Origin of the sequence: Bradyrhizobium sp. HKCCYLRH1030 (genome assembly GCF_051168395.1) — a bacterium.
Classification (GTDB): domain Bacteria; phylum Pseudomonadota; class Alphaproteobacteria; order Rhizobiales; family Xanthobacteraceae; genus Bradyrhizobium.
In genome coordinates this window covers 237761-254602 of sequence record NZ_JBNPUY010000009.1, presented here as the reverse complement: position 1 = coordinate 254602, position 16842 = coordinate 237761, and the positions used below count along the sequence as shown (strand labels likewise).

General features: G+C 66.7%; 15 protein-coding genes and 1 pseudogene. 3 read left to right on the top strand and 13 right to left on the bottom strand.

Annotated features, from left to right (window positions below; translation table 11 throughout):
- Positions 1-38: 38 nt before the first annotated feature.
- Positions 39-269, top strand: coding sequence for a hypothetical protein (locus ACQR1E_RS25625; protein ID WP_315827257.1), 231 nt, complete (start codon positions 39-41; stop codon positions 267-269).
- Between the two features lie 64 nt (positions 270-333).
- Here the strand turns inward: ACQR1E_RS25625 and ACQR1E_RS25620 are convergent, their stop codons facing one another.
- From ACQR1E_RS25620 to topA, 8 genes are all read right to left on the bottom strand, one after another.
- A complete protein-coding gene (locus tag ACQR1E_RS25620) occupies positions 334-1686 on the bottom strand; it encodes a globin-coupled sensor protein (protein WP_315711337.1) in 1353 nt (450 codons plus the stop codon).
- A gap of 223 nt (positions 1687-1909) precedes the next feature.
- Positions 1910-2077, bottom strand: a complete 168-nt coding sequence (gene rpmG / locus ACQR1E_RS25615; RefSeq protein ID WP_015666342.1) for a 50S ribosomal protein L33 — start codon at positions 2075-2077, stop codon at positions 1910-1912.
- Positions 2078-2167: 90 nt separating this feature from the next.
- Complete coding sequence (locus tag ACQR1E_RS25610) at positions 2168-3523, bottom strand: LLM class flavin-dependent oxidoreductase (RefSeq protein WP_434897714.1); 1356 nt, start codon at positions 3521-3523, stop codon at positions 2168-2170.
- Positions 3524-3847: 324 nt separating this feature from the next.
- Positions 3848-5179 (bottom strand): amidohydrolase, encoded by a 1332-nt coding sequence (locus tag ACQR1E_RS25605; protein WP_434897713.1) that lies wholly within the window; start codon positions 5177-5179, stop codon positions 3848-3850.
- 44 nt (positions 5180-5223) lie between these two features.
- Complete coding sequence (locus tag ACQR1E_RS25600; RefSeq protein ID WP_315827253.1) at positions 5224-5982, bottom strand: NUDIX hydrolase; 759 nt, start codon at positions 5980-5982, stop codon at positions 5224-5226.
- Positions 5983-6022: 40 nt separating this feature from the next.
- Complete coding sequence (locus ACQR1E_RS25595; protein WP_315711344.1) at positions 6023-6469, bottom strand: DUF983 domain-containing protein; 447 nt, start codon at positions 6467-6469, stop codon at positions 6023-6025.
- Positions 6466-8847, bottom strand: coding sequence for a ribonuclease R (gene rnr / locus ACQR1E_RS25590; protein WP_434897712.1), 2382 nt, complete (start codon positions 8845-8847; stop codon positions 6466-6468). The genes ACQR1E_RS25595 and rnr overlap by 4 nt, the downstream gene beginning before the upstream one ends.
- Before the next feature lie 4 nt (positions 8848-8851).
- Entirely contained in the window at positions 8852-11623 is a 2772-nt protein-coding gene (gene topA, locus ACQR1E_RS25585; protein WP_315752970.1) for a type I DNA topoisomerase, read from the bottom strand.
- A gap of 225 nt (positions 11624-11848) precedes the next feature.
- On the opposite strand from topA, the gene ACQR1E_RS25580 reads away from it, so the two are divergent.
- Positions 11849-12058 (top strand): hypothetical protein, encoded by a 210-nt coding sequence (locus tag ACQR1E_RS25580; protein ID WP_315712655.1) that lies wholly within the window; start codon positions 11849-11851, stop codon positions 12056-12058.
- A gap of 13 nt (positions 12059-12071) precedes the next feature.
- On the opposite strand, the pseudogene ACQR1E_RS25575 reads toward ACQR1E_RS25580, so the two are convergent.
- Together ACQR1E_RS25575 and ACQR1E_RS25570 are read right to left on the bottom strand one after the other, a co-directional pair.
- Positions 12072-12265: pseudogene (locus ACQR1E_RS25575) on the bottom strand (winged helix-turn-helix transcriptional regulator); the annotation flags it as partial.
- A 126-nt stretch (positions 12266-12391) separates the two neighbouring features.
- Positions 12392-13003, bottom strand: coding sequence for an FMN-dependent NADH-azoreductase (locus ACQR1E_RS25570; protein ID WP_316165131.1), 612 nt, complete (start codon positions 13001-13003; stop codon positions 12392-12394).
- A gap of 97 nt (positions 13004-13100) precedes the next feature.
- On the opposite strand from ACQR1E_RS25570, the gene ACQR1E_RS25565 reads away from it, so the two are divergent.
- Positions 13101-13499: a winged helix-turn-helix transcriptional regulator gene (locus tag ACQR1E_RS25565; RefSeq protein WP_315711348.1), complete on the top strand. Its 399-nt coding sequence runs from the start codon at positions 13101-13103 to the stop codon at positions 13497-13499.
- Between the two features lie 3 nt (positions 13500-13502).
- Here the strand turns inward: ACQR1E_RS25565 and dprA are convergent, their stop codons facing one another.
- From dprA to plsY, 3 genes are all read right to left on the bottom strand, one after another.
- Entirely contained in the window at positions 13503-14621 is a 1119-nt protein-coding gene (gene dprA, locus ACQR1E_RS25560) for a DNA-processing protein DprA (RefSeq protein ID WP_315827249.1), read from the bottom strand.
- Positions 14622-14683: 62 nt separating this feature from the next.
- Positions 14684-16078 (bottom strand): patatin-like phospholipase family protein, encoded by a 1395-nt coding sequence (locus tag ACQR1E_RS25555; RefSeq protein ID WP_434845185.1) that lies wholly within the window; start codon positions 16076-16078, stop codon positions 14684-14686.
- Between the two features lie 147 nt (positions 16079-16225).
- The gene (gene plsY, locus ACQR1E_RS25550) at positions 16226-16822 is read right to left on the bottom strand and encodes a glycerol-3-phosphate 1-O-acyltransferase PlsY (RefSeq protein ID WP_315711352.1); all 597 of its coding nucleotides are present in this window, start codon (positions 16820-16822) and stop codon (positions 16226-16228) included.
- Positions 16823-16842 lie beyond the last annotated feature (20 nt).

Below are 16842 nucleotides of genomic sequence, written 5' to 3'. Positions count from 1 at the left end.
TGGGAAACGTTTTGTTTCAGCCCAAGGAGGAGCGCCCAATGAAGAAGCTGATGTTCGCGGTTGCCGTGTCGCTGTCCGTTCTGCCGTCGTTCGCCATGGCTCAGGGCCATATGGGGACGCCGCAGGAGCAGAAGGCGTGCGCGCCCGACGCCAAGCGTTTCTGCCGCGCTCAGCTCGGCGACGACTTCGGGGTCCAGAACTGTCTGACGCAGAACCGGGCCAAGCTGAGCAAGCGCTGCTCGGCGGTGTTCCTGAGCCACGGGATGTAAGCCGGCGCGCAGCGTCGCGACGTCGCAGGGCGGACGGCCAACGCCGATCCACCCTTCTTTGTAGTCAGGCCGCACGGACCCTGCGCAAGAATTTCTCCAGCTCATCCTTGAGGTGATCGCTCTCGCGCGACAGCGAGTGCGCGGATGACAGCACCTGCGCGGAGGCGGTGCCGGTGGCGCTGGCGCCCTTGCTGACGTCGCCGATGTTGCCGACGACGCGCGCGGTGCCGCCGGCGACCTCCTGCACGTTGCGCGAGATCTGCCCCGTCGCGGCGCCTTGCTGCTCGACGGCGGCGGCGATGCCGGCGGCGATCTCCGAGATCTGCTGGATGGTGCCGCCGATCTGCTTGATCGAGGCGACCGAGGACTGCGTCGCGCTCTGAATGCCTTCGATCTGCTGGCCGATCTCCTCGGTGGCCTTGGCGGTCTGCGACGCCAGCGCCTTGACCTCGGAAGCCACCACCGCGAAACCGCGGCCGGCGTCGCCGGCGCGCGCCGCCTCGATGGTCGCGTTCAGCGCCAGCAGGTTGGTCTGGGCGGCGATCGAGGTGATCAGCTTGAGCACGTCGCCGATGCGCTCGGCGGTGCGCGACAGCTCGCTGATGCCGACATCGGTCTGCTCGATCTGGCGAACGGCCTCCTTGGCAATGGTGGTCGATTCCCTGACCTGCCGCCCGATCTCATGGACCGAGGAGGTCATCTCCTCGGCGGCCGAGGCGACCGACTGCACGTTGGTCGAGACCTGGCCCGAGGCCGAGGCCGCGCTGGCCGACAGGTGCTGGGTCTGCTCGGCGGTCTTGGTCAGCGTGTTGGCCGAGACCTCGAGCGTGCGCGCGTCCGCATGGACCTTGTTGATGATCTGGCCGACGGTGGCTTCGAACTCGTCGGCCATGCGTTGCATGGCGACGTGCTGCTCGGTCTTGGCCGCATCGAGATAGACCGAGATGGCGAGATCCATGTCGATCATTGCCGCCTTGGTGATCGCAGCCTGCAGCGCGGCCTTCTTCTCGCGGGCCGCCTGGCCGCCGAACCAGCCGTCCGCGATCTCCGTCTCGATCGCCTTCTGCAGCCCGGTCACGATCAGCGAATAGCCGGCGATGTACCAGCGCGGCTCCAGCCCCATCCGGTTGTGCGCCTGGCCGATCCTCGTCACGGACTTCACATAGGCATCGTCGAACTTCGCGGTCGCCAGCGACATCCAATGGTCGAGCTGGGCCTTCGAGGCGTGCCGCATCGCGGCCTGGCTGGAGAACATCTTGGCGAGATGCGGGACCTTGCCGACATGGGCGTAGAACTGCTCCAGCAGGCCGGGCAGCACCTTGCCGATCAGCGGCCGCAGCTCCCGCAGCGCCTCTCGGGTCGCATTGTCGATGCCGATGAAATCGAGACGGGACTGCAAAGTCTGAAGATCGGTCATCACTGGTCTGCCGGTAAGATAAGGAGGGAGACGCTGCGGGGGGGGGCGCCGCTACCCCAAATCGCACGGGTTTGGTTGATGGCTCCTTAAGTCGGGAACCAGATTCAGCCGCAGCCAATGGACCGATCAGAAGCGGACGGCCCGTGCCGCAGCAGTGGGAGCATCGGGCGCAATAAAAAACGGGGCCGAAACGGCCCCGTTGAAGTCGCAGCAGACCGCGATCTTACTTGATCTTGGCTTCGCGGAATTCGACGTGCTTGCGCGCGACCGGGTCATACTTCTTCTTGACCATCTTGTCGGTCATGGTGCGCGAGTTCTTCTTGGCAACGTAATAGAAGCCGGTGTCGGCGGTCGACACGAGCTTGACCTTGATGGTGACCGCTTTGGCCATGTCTTGAACCTCTGGAATCGGGATCGGGGGTGGGCACCGGCCAAAGAGGGGGCGCCGTTGGCCGGCAACCTACCCAGCCAGCCCCCAAAGTCAAGGTTTGAGGGCCAGATTCTGGGGTCCCTGGGCCGCGAAGAAGCGGTTTTTCGGTCGGGGCAGGCCGAGATTGTCCCGCAGGGTCGGCCCCTCATACTCCGTCCGGAAGATCCCGCGGCGCTGCAGCTCGGGAATCACCTTGTCGACGACGTCGTCGAGCCCTGCGGGGAGGAACGGGAACATGATGTTGAAACCGTCCGACCCACGGCTTTCCAGCCACTCCTGCATCTGGTCGGCGATCGTCTTGGCTGTGCCGACGAAGGACAGACCGCCGTAGCCGCCGACCCGCTGCGCCAGTTGCCGCACCGTGAGCTTGTCGCGCGCGGCGACATCGACCAGGCGCTGGCGGCCGCTCTTGGAGGCGTTGGTCTCGGGGATATCAGGCAGCGGACCGTCGGGATCGAAGCCGGACGCGTCGGTGCCGAGGATGACCGAGAGCGAGGCGATGGCGCTGTCGTAATGCACCATGCTGTCGAGCAGCGCGCGCTTCTCCTTCGCCTCGTCGACGCTGTCGCCGACCACCACGAAGGCGCCGGGCAGGATCTTCAGATGCTCAGGATCACGGCCGATCTTGTCCATGCGGCCCTTGATGTCGGCATAGAGCTTCTGCCCATCGGCGAGGCTGCCGCCGCCGGTGAACACGGCCTCCGCCGTCTCCGCCGCGAGCTGCTTGCCGTCCTCCGAGGCGCCGGCCTGCACGATCACCGGCCAGCCCTGCACGGGGCGGGCGATGTTGAGCGGGCCGCGGACTTTCAGATATTTGCCCTTGTGGTCGAGCACGTGCATCTTGTCGGGATCGAAGAACAGCCCGCTCTCGACGTCGCGCACGAAGGCATCGTCGGCAAACGAATCCCACAATCCGGTGACGACGTCGTAGAACTCGCGGGCCCGCTTGTAGCGCTCGGCGTGCTCCATGTGATCGTCGAGCCCGAAATTCAGAGCGGCATCCGGGTTGGAGGTGGTGACGATGTTCCAGCCGGCGCGGCCGCCGGAGATGTGGTCGAGCGAAGCGAAGCGGCGGGCGAGGTGATAGGGCTCGTCGAAGGTGGTCGATCCGGTCGCGATCAGGCCGATATTCTCGGTCACCGCCGACAGCGCCGAGAGCAGCGTGAACGGTTCGAACGACGTCACGGTGTGGCTGCGCTTGAGCGCATTGATCGGCATGTTCAGCACGGCTAGATGATCGGCCATGAAGAAGGCGTCGAACTTGCCGGCCTCCAATTTCCGGATGAGCTGCTTGAGATGCGCGAAGTTGAAATTGGCGTCCGGCCAGGCGCCGGGATAGCGCCACGCGCCGGTGTGGATGGAGACCGGACGCATGAAGGCGCCGAGCTTGAGTTGACGGGGAGCCATGGGGTGTCCGTGGATGGTTGATCTCTTGAGCAGATAGGAACTCGCCCGATCCGCGTCAGCAACCCACGGCAGAACACGATTTCGTTTTTGCGGTCGTGCGCAGCACGCTCATTCTGTCGTGAGGCAATACAGGTTACGCAGCAAATGGTGTCGTCCCGGCCTTGAGCCGGGACCCATACTCCGTGAACTACGCCATGTGAGCACAGTCTCGACCACCGGGGCCCACGACAGATTCCGCGGTATGGGTCCCGGCGTTCGCCGGGACGACACTTTTTGGTGGCGTAGGGCTGCCCGTCTCATGGCGAGTCATTCGTGGCCGGACAACTAATGCCTCCGTGCGCGTGCATCGAACGCCGACAGCACGGCGAGCGTCATAGCGGTGACGCCGGTCTCGATGGTCGGCTTGGGCACCGGCGCGAACAGCTGCGAGCGGTTCGGCGGCAGCCGCGGACCACCATGACGTGCAGCCGTGACGCGCTCTGGATCATAAACGCCGATGTTGAAGACCATCGATGGCACGCCGGCCTTGACGTACTCCGCATAGTCGTCACTTGCGGTGCTCGGCGGCGATCTCGTCAACCTGTCGCCGAACGCCGCCTTCAGCACCGGCTCGGCCGCCGCGACGAGCGCGTCGTCGTTGATCACGGCATCCGTCCGTTGCTCCAACTCGATACCGGGCCGCGGAGCGCCGGCCATGGCCGCCACAGCCATGGCGGTTCGCTCGATCTCTCCCAGCATCTTGGCGCGGGCCTCCGGCCTGAAGCTCCTGATGGTCACGGGCATGACCGCGTCGTCCGGGATGATCTCGCTGGCGGTGCCGCCTTGGATCACTCCGACGAGGACGCCGGGCTCGGTTGGGTCCTTCTCGCGGCGGATCACGCTCTGCAGATCGACAAGGAAGCGTGCCGCCATCATGATTGGCTTGATGGTGGTATGCGGCGCCGAATCATGGACGCCGCGGCCATAGAAGCGGATCGACAGGCCATCCATGCTCGATGAACCGACGCCGACCCGATACGTTACATCACCATGTGCGAAGCCGCCGCTATGCAGCGCAAAGCCGACATCGGGTTTCGGAAAGCGGGTGAACAGGCCGTCGGCCAGCATCGCCTTCGCGCCCGCGACCTCCTCCTCGGCGGGCTGGCCGACGAACATCAGCGTGCCCTTCCACTTGTCCTTGAGGCCTATGAGCGTCCTGGCCGTGCCGACCCAGCTCACCATGTGCACGTCGTGGCCGCAACTATGCGCGACGAAGGTCTCGCGCCCGTTCCAATTGGCCGTGTCGCGGCTCGCATAGGGCAGGCCGGTCTTCTCCTCCATCGGCAGCGCATCGAGCTCGGTGCGCACCATGATGGTCGGGCCCTCGCCATTGCGATAGAGCGCGACGAGTCCGGTCTTGCCGACCTTCTCCGTCACCTCGAAGCCGAGCGCCCGCATCTGCTCCGCGAGCTTTGCGGCGGTCTTGACCTCCTGGAAGGCCAGCTCGGGATGGGCGTGCAGATCCTTGTAGAGCGCGTCGAGCGCGGGATAGTCGCGCTCGAGCGAGGCGGCAATCGTGCTTTTCAGTCCTGAGACATCGAGCTCGGCCCGCGCGGGTGCCGCGGCGAGGGCGATCAGGGCGGCGGAGGCGAGCAGAAGGCGGCGAGGCTGCGTCATGGATCGGCTCTCCGATGAACGCAGCCAGTCTAGCCCCGTTCAGCTCACGCGCCCAGGACGTCCTTCTGCATCTTGCCGCCGTAGAAATGGAAGAACGGCACGTCAGCGTCATGGCGCAGCGGGCCGGTGGCGAGGCGGCGGTCGAGCTCGTGGAGCACGTTCTTGGTCATCGGGTGCAGATCGGCGAGCGGCTTGGAGCCGAGCTCGACCCAGACCAGCTCGACCAGCTCCGCATCGGCGTGGATCACGCCGTCGACGCGATGGGTGATGGCGGAGGCATCGGCGGTGAAGAAGCGCGTGTCGAAGCGCTTGATGCGGCCGGGCGGGGTGATGGCGCGGGCGATCAGGAACAGGCCGGAGGGATCGGGCAGCAGGCCGGCGTCAGCGAACGGCGCCCATGGCCCGTCCAGTTTCGGCGCGGAGCCGCCGACCTTGCGTCCGAGACAGAGACCGGTTTCCTCACAGGCCTCGCGGATCGCGGCGACGGCGAGCGACTTCGCGCGCGAGGCCGTCGTCTGCGGCTTGCCCTTGAACAGATTGGCTTCGAGCTCGGCCGGCATCGGCGCTGCGACGGGGATGCGATGATCTGACTTGTCGACGCGGCCGCCCGGGAAGACGAACTTGCCGGGCATGAACACGACCTTGTCGTGGCGCTTGCCGACCAGCACCTTCGGCACCGTGCCGCTGCGATCCACCAGGATCAACGTCGCAGCATCCTTCGGCTTGGTGTAGGGATGATGGTCGGCTTCCTTCTCGGCCGGCTTGCCCGCCGCTGCGCCCGTGGCCTGTGCCGTCTCGCTCATGTCCTCCCCGCTTTTTCTTATTCGTTGATTGTCTGGTCGCTCAGACCGGCGGAATGCCTTCCACCGGATTGTCGTCGAAGCCGTGCATGCGGAACGCCCATTGCAGCCCGACGACGGCGCCCTTGACCGGCTGAATCAAGGCGAGCGCGGCGACCAAGGTCACCGGCAGATAGATCGCGAGCTGCAGCGCCACCGGCGGCGCGTAGTTGGTCTCGATCGAGAGCACCAGCGGCACGATGATGTGGCCGACGATGACGATCACGAGATAGGCTGGAAGATCGTCGGCGCGATGCCCGGAGAAATCCTGGCCGCAGCGGTCGCAGTTGTCCGCGACCTTCAGGAAGGCGCGGAACAGCTTGCCCTCGCCGCAGCGCGGGCAGCGGCCGCGCAGGCCGCGCTTCATCGCTGTCCAGACGTCGCGCTTCTCGGCGAGGCCGGTGTCGCGCGTCCACGTCTGCGGGGGCAATGTGCTGGGCGTTGAGGTCATGGCGTCCACGATCTGCCTTTCTTCGATGTGCCGGGCTTGCGTTTTGCCCCTGCCGTTTGACTTTCCTTGCGGTTTTTTTCTTTGTGCTTCGGCCGTGCCTCGGCCTTGGCGCGCTTCGTTGCCTTGCTCTTGGCCCTTGCCTTGATCCCGGCCTTGCCCTTCGGCCGCTCGCGGCGGCCGTGGCGCGAGACAAGCACGTCGGCCTGCGTCAAGAGTTCGAAGCGCAGCGCACCGGCCACCGGCTGAGCTTCTACCAGACGCACGTCGACGACGTCACCCAGCCGGTGCATGGCACCGCTGCGCTGGCCGATCAGCGCATGCCGCGTCTCATCATAGTCGAAATATTCCGTGCCGAGGGTCCGGATCGGAACCAGGCCGTCGGCGCCGGTGTCGTCGAGCTTGATGAAGAGGCCGGCGCGGGTGACGCCGGAAATGCGGCCCTGGAAAGTGGCGCCGACTCGGTCCGCCAAGTGATGGGCGATCAGGCGGTCGGCAGTCTCGCGCTCAGCCTTCATCGCGCGCCGCTCGGTGACCGAGATCTGCGCCGCGACCTCGGTGAGATGATCCGGCGTCTCGCTGTCGGGCAGGGCGCCGTCACCGAGGCCCAGCGCGCGCAGCAGGCCGCGATGCACGACGAGGTCGGCGTAGCGGCGGATCGGTGAGGTGAAATGCGCGTAGCGGCGCAGGTTCAGGCCGAAATGTCCGTAATTGTCGGTCGAATATTCCGCCTGCGCCTGCGAGCGCAGCACGACCTCGTTGACGAGATGCTCGTAGTCCTGGCCGGCCACCAGCGTCAGCACGCGGTTGAACAGCGATGGCCTCAGCGCGCCGCTCTTGGCAAAGGGCACGTCGAGCGTCTTCAGGAATTCCTGCAGCGCATGGATCTTCTCCACCGTCGGCTCGTCATGCACGCGGTAGATCAGCGGCAGCGCCTTCTTCTCCAGCAGTTCGGCCGCGGCGACGTTGGCCGAGATCATGAACTCCTCGATCAGTCTGTGGGCGTCGAGGCGCTCCGGCACGACGACGCGGTCGACCGTGCCGTCTTTCTTGAGCAGAATCTTGCGCTCGGGAATGTCGAGGTCGAGCGGATCGCGCGCGTCCCGGCCGCGCTTGGCGACCTCATAGGCGGCATAAAGCGGCTTCAGGATCGGCTCGAGCAGGGGACCGGTGACGTCGTCCGGCTTGCCATCGATGGCGGCCTGCGCCTGTGCGTAGGACAGTTTGGCGGCCGAGCGCATCAGCACGCGGTGGAACGAGTGCGAGCGCTTGCGGCCGTCGGCCCCGAGCACCATGCGCACGGCGAGCGCGCCGCGCGCTTCGCCCGGCACCAGCGAGCACAGATTGTTGGAGATGCGCTCCGGCAGCATCGGCACGACGCGGTCGGGGAAGTAGACCGAGTTGCCGCGGATCAGCGCGTCGCGGTCGAGCGCCGATCCCGGCCGCACATAGTAGGCGACGTCGGCGATGGCGACATGGACAATGAAGCCGCCGACATTGTTCGGATCGGGATCCGGCTCGGCATGAACCGCGTCGTCGTGGTCCTTGGCATCGGGCGGATCGATCGTGACCAGCGGCAGCTCGCGCCAGTCCTCGCGGCCCTTCAAGGTCGCGGGCTGCGCGGCTTCGGCTTCCGCCACCGCCGCGGCCGAGAAGTCCATCGGGATCTCGTGAGCATGGATGGCGATCAGGCTGATCGCCTTCTCGGTCGCGACCGAGCCGTAGCGCTCCTTCACCCGGCCCGAGGGCAGGCCGTAGCCGCGGCCGCGCAGCAGGTCGACGCTGATGAGATCGCCGTCCTTGGCGTCCTTGGTGTCGGCGGGGGCGATGGAGAGCTCGCGTCCGGCCTGCTTCTTGTCGACCGGAATCAGGCGGCCGCCGCCGCCGGGATTGCTGCGGAAAATGCCGAGCACGCGCGGCCGCGCCTGATCCAGCACCTTGAGGACGCGGCCGCGATAGGAGACGCCGCCATCATCCTTGATCGGCTCGACCCGCAGCAGCGCGCGGTCACCGACGCCGGCCACCGAGCCCGGCCCGGCATGACGCGGCGTGTGGATGCGGATGCGCGGCGGCTCGGACTGCTCGGCCTCGTCCCACTCGGCCGGCTTGGCGATCAATTCGCCGTCACTGTCGCGCCCGGTGATGTCGGCGACCAGCGTGGCCGGCAGGGACGCGGTCTCGACGACCTTCTTGCGGCCGCTCTTCTTCACCGTGCCGTCGGCGACGAGTTCGCGCAGCAACTGCTTGAGCGCGACGCGATCGGCGTTCTTCAGGCCGAACGCGCGGGCGATGTCCTTGGTGCCAACCTTGCCCGGATTGGCGCGGATGAAGGCGACGATGGCCTCCCGCGAAGGGAAGCCGATGTCGCGCTTTTGGGTCATTTTCTCATCCGCGGGCCTTGCCGGCGCTTTTCTTGGGCGTCGCCTTGGTCGCAGGCTTGGCCGAGGTCTTGGCGGCCTTGGCAACCGGCGCACGCGCCTTGCTGGTGGAGTCTGATTTCGGTTTGGCGGCCGCCTTCTTCGCCACGGCCTTTTTCGCCGGCTTCGGCGTGTCGTCGTCGCCGCCGGTCTTCGGCTTGGCCTTGCTGGCAGCCGCTTTGCTGGCAGCCTTGGCCGGCTTCGCCGCAGCCTTGCCCTTGGCCTTCTTGCCGCCGCCCTTGGCGGCGCGCTCGTCGAGCAGGGCGATCGCCTCGGCGAGCGTGATCGTATCCTTTTCCTTGTCGCCGGGAATGGTGGCGTTGACGCCGCCGGCGGTGACATAGGCGCCGTAGCGGCCGGCCTTGACGGCGACAGGGCCGAGCGAGGGATGGTCGCCGAGCGCCTTGCCGGGATCGGCGCCGAACCGCTTGCTCGGGCCCTTGGCGATCTTCTCGGCGATCAGGGTGACGGCGCGGTTGAGGCCGATGTCGAACACCTCGTCGCCGGCCTCCAGGCTCGCATACGTCTTGTCGTGCTTCACGAACGGCCCGAAGCGGCCGAGATTGGCGATGATCGGCAGACCCGTCTCCGGATGGATGCCCACCTCACGCGGCAGCGACAGCAGCTTCAGCGCGTAGTCGAGCTCGAGGCTCGCGGGCGACGTCCCTTTCGGGATGCCGGCGCGCTTCGGCTTCTCGCCCTCGGCGTAATCCTTCTGCTCGCCGAGCTGGATGTAGGGGCCGAAGCGGCCGGCCTTGACGACGACGTCGAGGCCGGTGTCCGGATCCTGGCCGAGCACGCGGTCGGCCGCGGCCTCGCTGTCGGCGGCGAGCGGGCGCGTGTAGCGGCATTCCGGATAGTTCGAGCAGCCGACGAAGGCGCCGAACTTGCCGGCCTTGAGGTTGAGCCGTCCGGTGCCGCAGGTCGGGCACTGCCGGACATCGCCGCCATCGTCGCGCGGCGGGTAGATGTGCGGCCCCAGCATCTCGTCGAGCGCGTCGAGCACCTGCGCCACGCGCAGATCCTTGATGTCGTCGACGGCGCCGATGAAGCCGGTCCAGAAATCCTTCAGCACCTGCTGCCAGGCGATCTCGTTGTTGGAGATGCGGTCGAGCTGCTCCTCGAGATCCGCCGTGAAATCGTACTCGACGTAGCGGCGGAAGAAGTTCTCCAGGAAGGCGATGACGACGCGGCCCTTGTCCTCGCCGTGCAGCCGCTTCTTTTCGAGCTTCACATAGCCGCGGTCCTTCAGCACCTGCAGGATCGAGGCATAGGTCGAGGGCCGGCCGATGCCGAGCTCTTCCATGCGCTTGACCAGCGAGGCCTCCGAGAAGCGCGGCGGCGGCTCGGTGAAATGCTGGGTGACGGCGAGATTCTGCCGCTTCAGCGGCTCGTTCGGGCTCATCTGCGGCAGGCGGCGGCCGTCCTCGTCCTCCTCGTCGTCGCGGCCTTCCTGATACAGCGCGAGGAAGCCGTCGAACTTGATGACCTGGCCGGTGGCGCGCAGCTCCAGGGTGCGGGCGCCGGCCTTGGCGATGATGTCGACGGTGGTGCGCTCCAGCTCGGCGGATTCCATCTGGCTCGCGATGGTGCGGGTCCAGATCAGCTCGTAGAGCTTGGCCTGGTCGTCATCGAGCCGCTTGCGTAGCTCGGCCGGCTTGCGCGACAGGTCGGTCGGGCGGATCGCTTCGTGCGCTTCCTGGGCGTTCTTGGCCTTGGCCTGGTACTGGCGCGGGCTCTCCGGCACATATTTGTTGCCGTAGATCTCGCCGATCACCTTGCGGGCCTGGGTGATCGCCGAGCCGTCGATCTGCACGCCGTCGGTTCGCATATAGGTAATGAGACCGGTGGTCTCGCCGCCGATGTCGATGCCTTCATAGAGACGCTGCGCGATGCGCATCGTGTGCGCCGGTGCGAAGCCGAGCTTGCGGCTCGCCTCCTGCTGCAGGGTCGACGTCGTGAAGGGCGCCTGCGGGTTGCGGCGCGCCGGCTTGGCGTCGACGGTCGCGACCGTGTAGCTCGCCGCGTTGAGCGCGGTCTTGAAATCCTCGGCCTCCGCGCCGGTGCCGATGTCGAGCCGCTGGATCTTCTTGCCATCGGCGCCGACGAGACGCGCCTCGAAGGTGTCGCCGCGCGGCGTCGCCAAGGTTGCGATCAGCGACCAGTATTCGCGCGGCACGAACTTCTCGATCTCCAGCTCGCGATCGCAGACGAGGCGCAGCGCGACCGACTGCACGCGTCCGGCCGAGCGGGCGCCCGGCAGCTTGCGCCACAGCACGGGAGAGAGAGTGAAGCCCACGAGGTAATCAAGTGCGCGGCGCGCCATGTAGGCGTCGACCAGCGCACCGTCGATCTGGCGCGGGTGCTTCATCGCCTCAGAGACGGCCTGCTTGGTAATGGCGTTGAAGACGACGCGCTCGATCTTCTGATCCTTGAGCGCGCGCTTCTCCTTCAACACCTCCAGCACATGCCAGGAAATCGCTTCGCCCTCGCGATCAGGGTCGGTGGCGAGAATCAGCCGGTCAGCGCCCTTCAGCGATTTGGCGATGTCGTTGAGTCGGCCCGCCGCCTTGGGATCGACCTCCCAGATCATGCGGAAATTCTCGTCCGGATCGACGGAACCGTTCTTGGCCGGAAGGTCGCGGACATGACCGAAAGAGGCCAGAACCTCGTAGGAGGAGCCCAGATACTTGTTGATCGTCTTGGCCTTGGCAGGCGACTCCACGATGACGATATTCATGTATTTCCAATGGCTTAGTGGAAGGATTGAAGCTGGCTTCGCGGGATTCGCGCCGGCTGCGTTGACCCGAACATGGGTGGTGAGGGGGTTCCTGTCAAATCGAGGGATGTTGAAAGGCGATTGCGTTGGACCGGCGAAGTACCTATCAGGTTGTACGGAGCACGATGAGAACCGCGCTCTCTTGAGGTTGTTTTTCGTCAAATTCCTTATGCTGGGTGACGGTTGTTGGCCAAGGCAGCGGACAAAAGCGACCCGGACGTCGAGGCGATGGTGGAGGATCCCGACGCCGCGGCGGCGCTGATCGCCGAGGTGACGGCCAGCCTGTCGCATCTGGCGCAGCGCCATCGTCTCGACATGCTCGATTACCTGCTGCGCATGGCGAACCTTGAGGCCGAGGAGCATCTGAGGCTGCGCAGCCGCCGCAGGCTCTGCTGACGGCCGCCCGCGCTCACCGCGGGGCGAGGGCGGTTTCCTCCGGCGCCGGCATCCGGCCGTCCTCCGCGGTCAGCAGCGCTTGCGAACCGGCCTGCGGTTCGCGCGGTCGACGAGCGCGGTGGCGATCTCGTCGGGGTGCTCGTCGAATTCCTCGCTCCACTGCCGCAGTGCGACCAGGATCGGAAACAGGCCGCGGCCCTTCGGCGATGGCGGTGCCACGAGCTCGCCGGCCGGAGCGCCGATCTTTCGGGGCTAACCGGCCGGGTCGGTGGCGGTTTGAGACCTGCCCCCGGGATTGAAAGCGGTGGCTGCCGGCGGCAGCCACCGAGGGACTCAAGCGGCGAGACCGCCGGCCGTCTGAATCGCCTTCGCCAGCGCCTGCTCGCGATGCTCCGGGCCGATCTGGACACCGTCGGCCGCAACGAATTCGAGATCCGTGACGCCGATGAAGCTGAAGACACTGCGCAAATAGGTCTCCAGGTGTTCGAATGCCGCCATCGGCGTGTCCGCGCCGTAATGGCCGCCGCGCGAGACCGCCACGATAATACGCTTGCCACCGGCCAGGCCTTGCGGGCCGTTCGGGCCATAGGTGAAAGTCTTGCCCTTGACAGCGATGCGGTCGACCCAGGCCTTGAGCTGGCTCGGGATGGAGAAGTTGTACATAGGGGCGCCGATCACGACGATATCGGCGGCCAGGAACTCCTCCAGGACGGCCTGTCCGGCCGCGACATCAGCTTTCACTGCGGGATCCTCAACGGGCGCACCGTATGCGACGGCGACATGCGTTCCGGACAGATGCGACAGCGGCTCGGCTGCGACATCTCGGTAAGTCACCTCCAGCCCCGGCGTGATCTGGCGCAACCGTGCGACGATCGCGGCGGACACCTGACGGCTGACGGAGTTGGGGCCGAGCACGCTGGAGTCGATGTGGAGGAGTTGAGTCATGGGTCAGTTACCTCGGTATTGGTTTGTAACTGGCGCACTATGAGTGACTGTGCTGTAACCCCACAAGAACGCACATTCTTGAAACCCGGGCACAGCCATGACCCCTGCTGACAGCGATGATCCCGACCTCCCGACGCAGCCAAATCATAATGATTGCCGGGGTGTGGCCTCGATCCTGGCGCGTGTCGGCGACAAATGGAGCGTGTTCGTCATCATGATGCTTCAGGACGGGCCGAAGCGCTTCAATGAGCTGAAACGGCTCGTCGGCGGCATCTCCCAGCGAATGCTGACCTTGACCCTGCGCGGCCTCGAGCGCGACGGGCTGGTGACGCGGACGGTGTTTCCGACCATCCCGCCGCGTGTGGATTATGAGCTGACCGATCTCGGCCGCGGGCTGTCGCAGCCGGTGCAGGCGCTCGGACAGTGGGCCATGCAGCACCAGGAGCTGATCGAGCAGGCGCGCTCGCGCTTCGACGCGCGCAGGGATGCTGACTGAGAGTCAGGTCAGCGACACCATCCCGCCGCCGTGGCGCTCTAGGCGGCCGGCCAGCTCGAGCTCGAGCAGCACCATGCGCAGCACGGCGGGTGACAGGCCGCTGATCCGGATCAGGTCGTCGATCGAAACCGGGGTCGGGCCGAGCAGGGCTGTGATCTGCGCGCGGTCGTGGCTTTCGGGATCGGGGGCGAACAACTCCTCCTCCGGCTCGCGCAGCGAAAAGGGCAGCGGCCGCTCCATGATCGGGCCGACGGCCTGGATGATGTCTGCGGCTTCGGTGACGAGCGCGGCGCCCTGCTTGATGAGATCATTGGTGCCCGCGCAGCGGGGATCGAGCGGCGAGCCCGGGACGGCGAAGACCTCGCGGCCCTGTTCGCCGGCCATGCGCGCCGTGATCAGCGAGCCCGATCGATGCGCGGCCTCGACGACGACGACGCCGAGCGAGGCGCCTGATATCAGCCGGTTGCGGCGGGGAAAGTCGCGGGCGCGCGGCTCGTGTCCGAGCGGCATCTCGGAGATTGCGGCGCCGCTGCCACTGATGATGGCGCCGAGCAGGTCGACGTGCTCCGGAGGATAGATCCGGTCATGGCCGCCGGCGAGCACCGCGACCGTGCCGCTGCCGAGGCTCGCGCGATGCGCAGCCTGATCGATGCCGCGGGCGAGGCCGGAGATGACGACGAAGCCGGCCTGGCCGAGCTCATGGGCGATCTGGCCGGCGAATTTCAGCCCGGCGGCGGAGGCGTTGCGCGAGCCGACGATGGCGATCATCGGGCGCATCAACGTCTCGCGGGCGCCACGCACCGCGAGCAGCGGAGGCGCATCCTCGCAGGTGGCGAGGCGGGGCGGATAGCCGTCTTCGTCCGGCGCCCGCAGTTCGACGCCTTGCCGTTTGCAGGCTTCGAGTTCAGCCTCGGCTTCGCCGACCGTGCAGATCCGGCCGGCTCCGGCCGCGCCGCCGCGGCGTGCCAGATCGGGCAGCCGGTCGAGCGCTACGCGCGCGGTGCCGAAATGGTCGAGCAGCGAGCGGAAGGTGCGCGGGCCGACATTGTCGGACCGGATCAGGCGGAGCCGGTCGCGCCGCTCGGTGTCGCTCAGCTCGATCGTCGTGTTGATGGCATCCACGCAAAGCCCCCTTTACCGGGGACTAGAATGGAGCAACCCGAGGACGCAGGGAAGAGGGCGCGCTACGCCGGCGCGACGTCGCGCACATCCTCGGACTCGGACACCGGAGACGATAGCACCGGCTGATCGCCCTGGATGGCTGGCGTGGTGCCGACCGGAGCTTCGCGCAGCCAGCGCTCGGCTGCGTCGCGTCCGCGCTGGTACAGCAGCTCGACGAAGTCGCTGCCGAGATCGGTCGCATCGCGCTGTGCCAGGGCTTCGATCTCGTCCTCGGCCGCAAGCCGATGGACGCGCGGCGGATGCAGGCCGTCGCTGCGCGCCCATTCGAGCGCCGCGAGCTCGGCGTTCAGGACCGCATTGCCGGCGATCTGGTCGAGGCGGCGATCGATCGCGGCCGAGGTCATCGGGACATGGCCGTCGCGCGCGGGCGTGACCTGAACGACCAGCAGGTCGGCGGCGCTGGACTCATGCGCGATCTGGATCAGCGGCGGATTGGTGACGTAGCCGCCGTCCCAATACGCTTCGCCCTCGATGTCGACAGCGGCGTGCAGTTGCGCGGGACAGGTGGAGGCGAGCAGTGCATCTGGCGTGATGCCGGCATTGCGGAAGATCTGCGGCAGGCCGTCACGAGCCCGGGTCGCCGCAACCAGCAGGCGGGGCGCGGCCGGGCCCTGCACGGCGTCGAAATCGATCGTCTCGCGGAGGATGTCGCGGAGCGGATCGAGATCGAGCGGGTCGGCGCGTCCGCCGCGCAGCCCCGCACCGAACGACACCGAGCTGCTCGCCGGCGAGTACGCGCCGATCACCAACAGCGATCGGAACGACGCCTCCTCCATCAGCCGGGTCCAGAACAAAGCGAGCCGGTTGCGGGCTTCGTCGCGGCCGCCCTTGGCGAGCCCGCTCGCGAGCAGCGCGGCGTTGACCGCACCGGCGCTGGCGCCGCTGATGGTGTCGAAGTCGCAACCGGGTTCCTCGAGCAGGCGATCGAGCACGCCCCAGGTGAAGGCCGAGAACGTTCCGCCGCCCTGCAGGGCCAGCGACAGCTTGCGCGGCGGCCATGTCCGGGGCGGCGGCGGCAGCGTAACCGTTGCGATCGTCTCCGCGAGCGTTCGCTCGGGCGCCTCTGCGGTCTTTGTCTCGCTGATCACGGGCGTGCTCGTGGCCGCCATGATCATCTCGGCGACGGCCGGCGCGCCATCGGCTCGTTCCGGCGCAGGGCTGGGCTCGGATATTTCGGCGGGGAGCGCGACGTCCGACATGACCGGCCCGGCAGGCGTCTCGGGCGTCTGCGCCGGTTCTGCAGCGGCCGTGATGCCGGTCGACCAGATCTCAGCGGCCGATAGCAGCAGGCTGGCGTTCGACCGGGCCGGGGCCGCCTTCTGCTGCGCCGGAGCCTGATCAGTACGGTCATCGTGCGTGGCCGACGAACCGCTGGAGTTGGTCTTGCGTAACCACATGCAGGAATCATGACAGGCAATCATGATTCACGCCAGAGTCCCGCGTTAACTTATGAGCTGATGAATCGCCGGTGTTGCTGCGCAGCCGCTGTGAAATCAGGGCGCAACACAGGTTTTCCGTATTTGCTCCGTATTTGTCCGGAGCGACTACTTCTTCGCCCCGATCTTGCTCTCGGTGCCCAACTGCAATCGCTTGATGTTTTCGCGATGCATGTAAATGAGCAACAGTGTGAGCAGGGCGAACAGGGCCGCCAGCGCGGTGTGGCCGAATGCCCACAACACGATGGGTGTCAGCACGCTGGCGACGAGTGCCGCGAGTGATGAGTAGCGGAGCGCGAATGCGGTGGCGAGCCAGACCAGGCAGAAGAAGATCGCGCCCGGCCAGAACAGACCGATCAAAATACCGATGTAAACGGCGACACCTTTGCCGCCGCGGAACTTCAGCCACACCGGGAACAAGTGACCGAGGAAGGCGCCGAGGCCCGCGATCATCGCGGCATTCGGGCCGCCGAGATAGCCCGAGATGATGACCGCCGCCGTACCCTTCAGCGCGTCGCCGAGCAGGGTTGCTGCCGCGAGCCCCTTGCGTCCGGTGCGCAGCACGTTGGTGGCGCCGATATTGCCGGAGCCGATGCTGCGCAGATCCTGCGTGCCGGCCAGCTTGGTCAGGATCAGGCCGAACGGGATCGACCCCAGGAGATAGCCGATGATGAGAGCGACCGGCAGGAAGGCTTCGGAACCCATCACACCACTCCTTCCAAGCT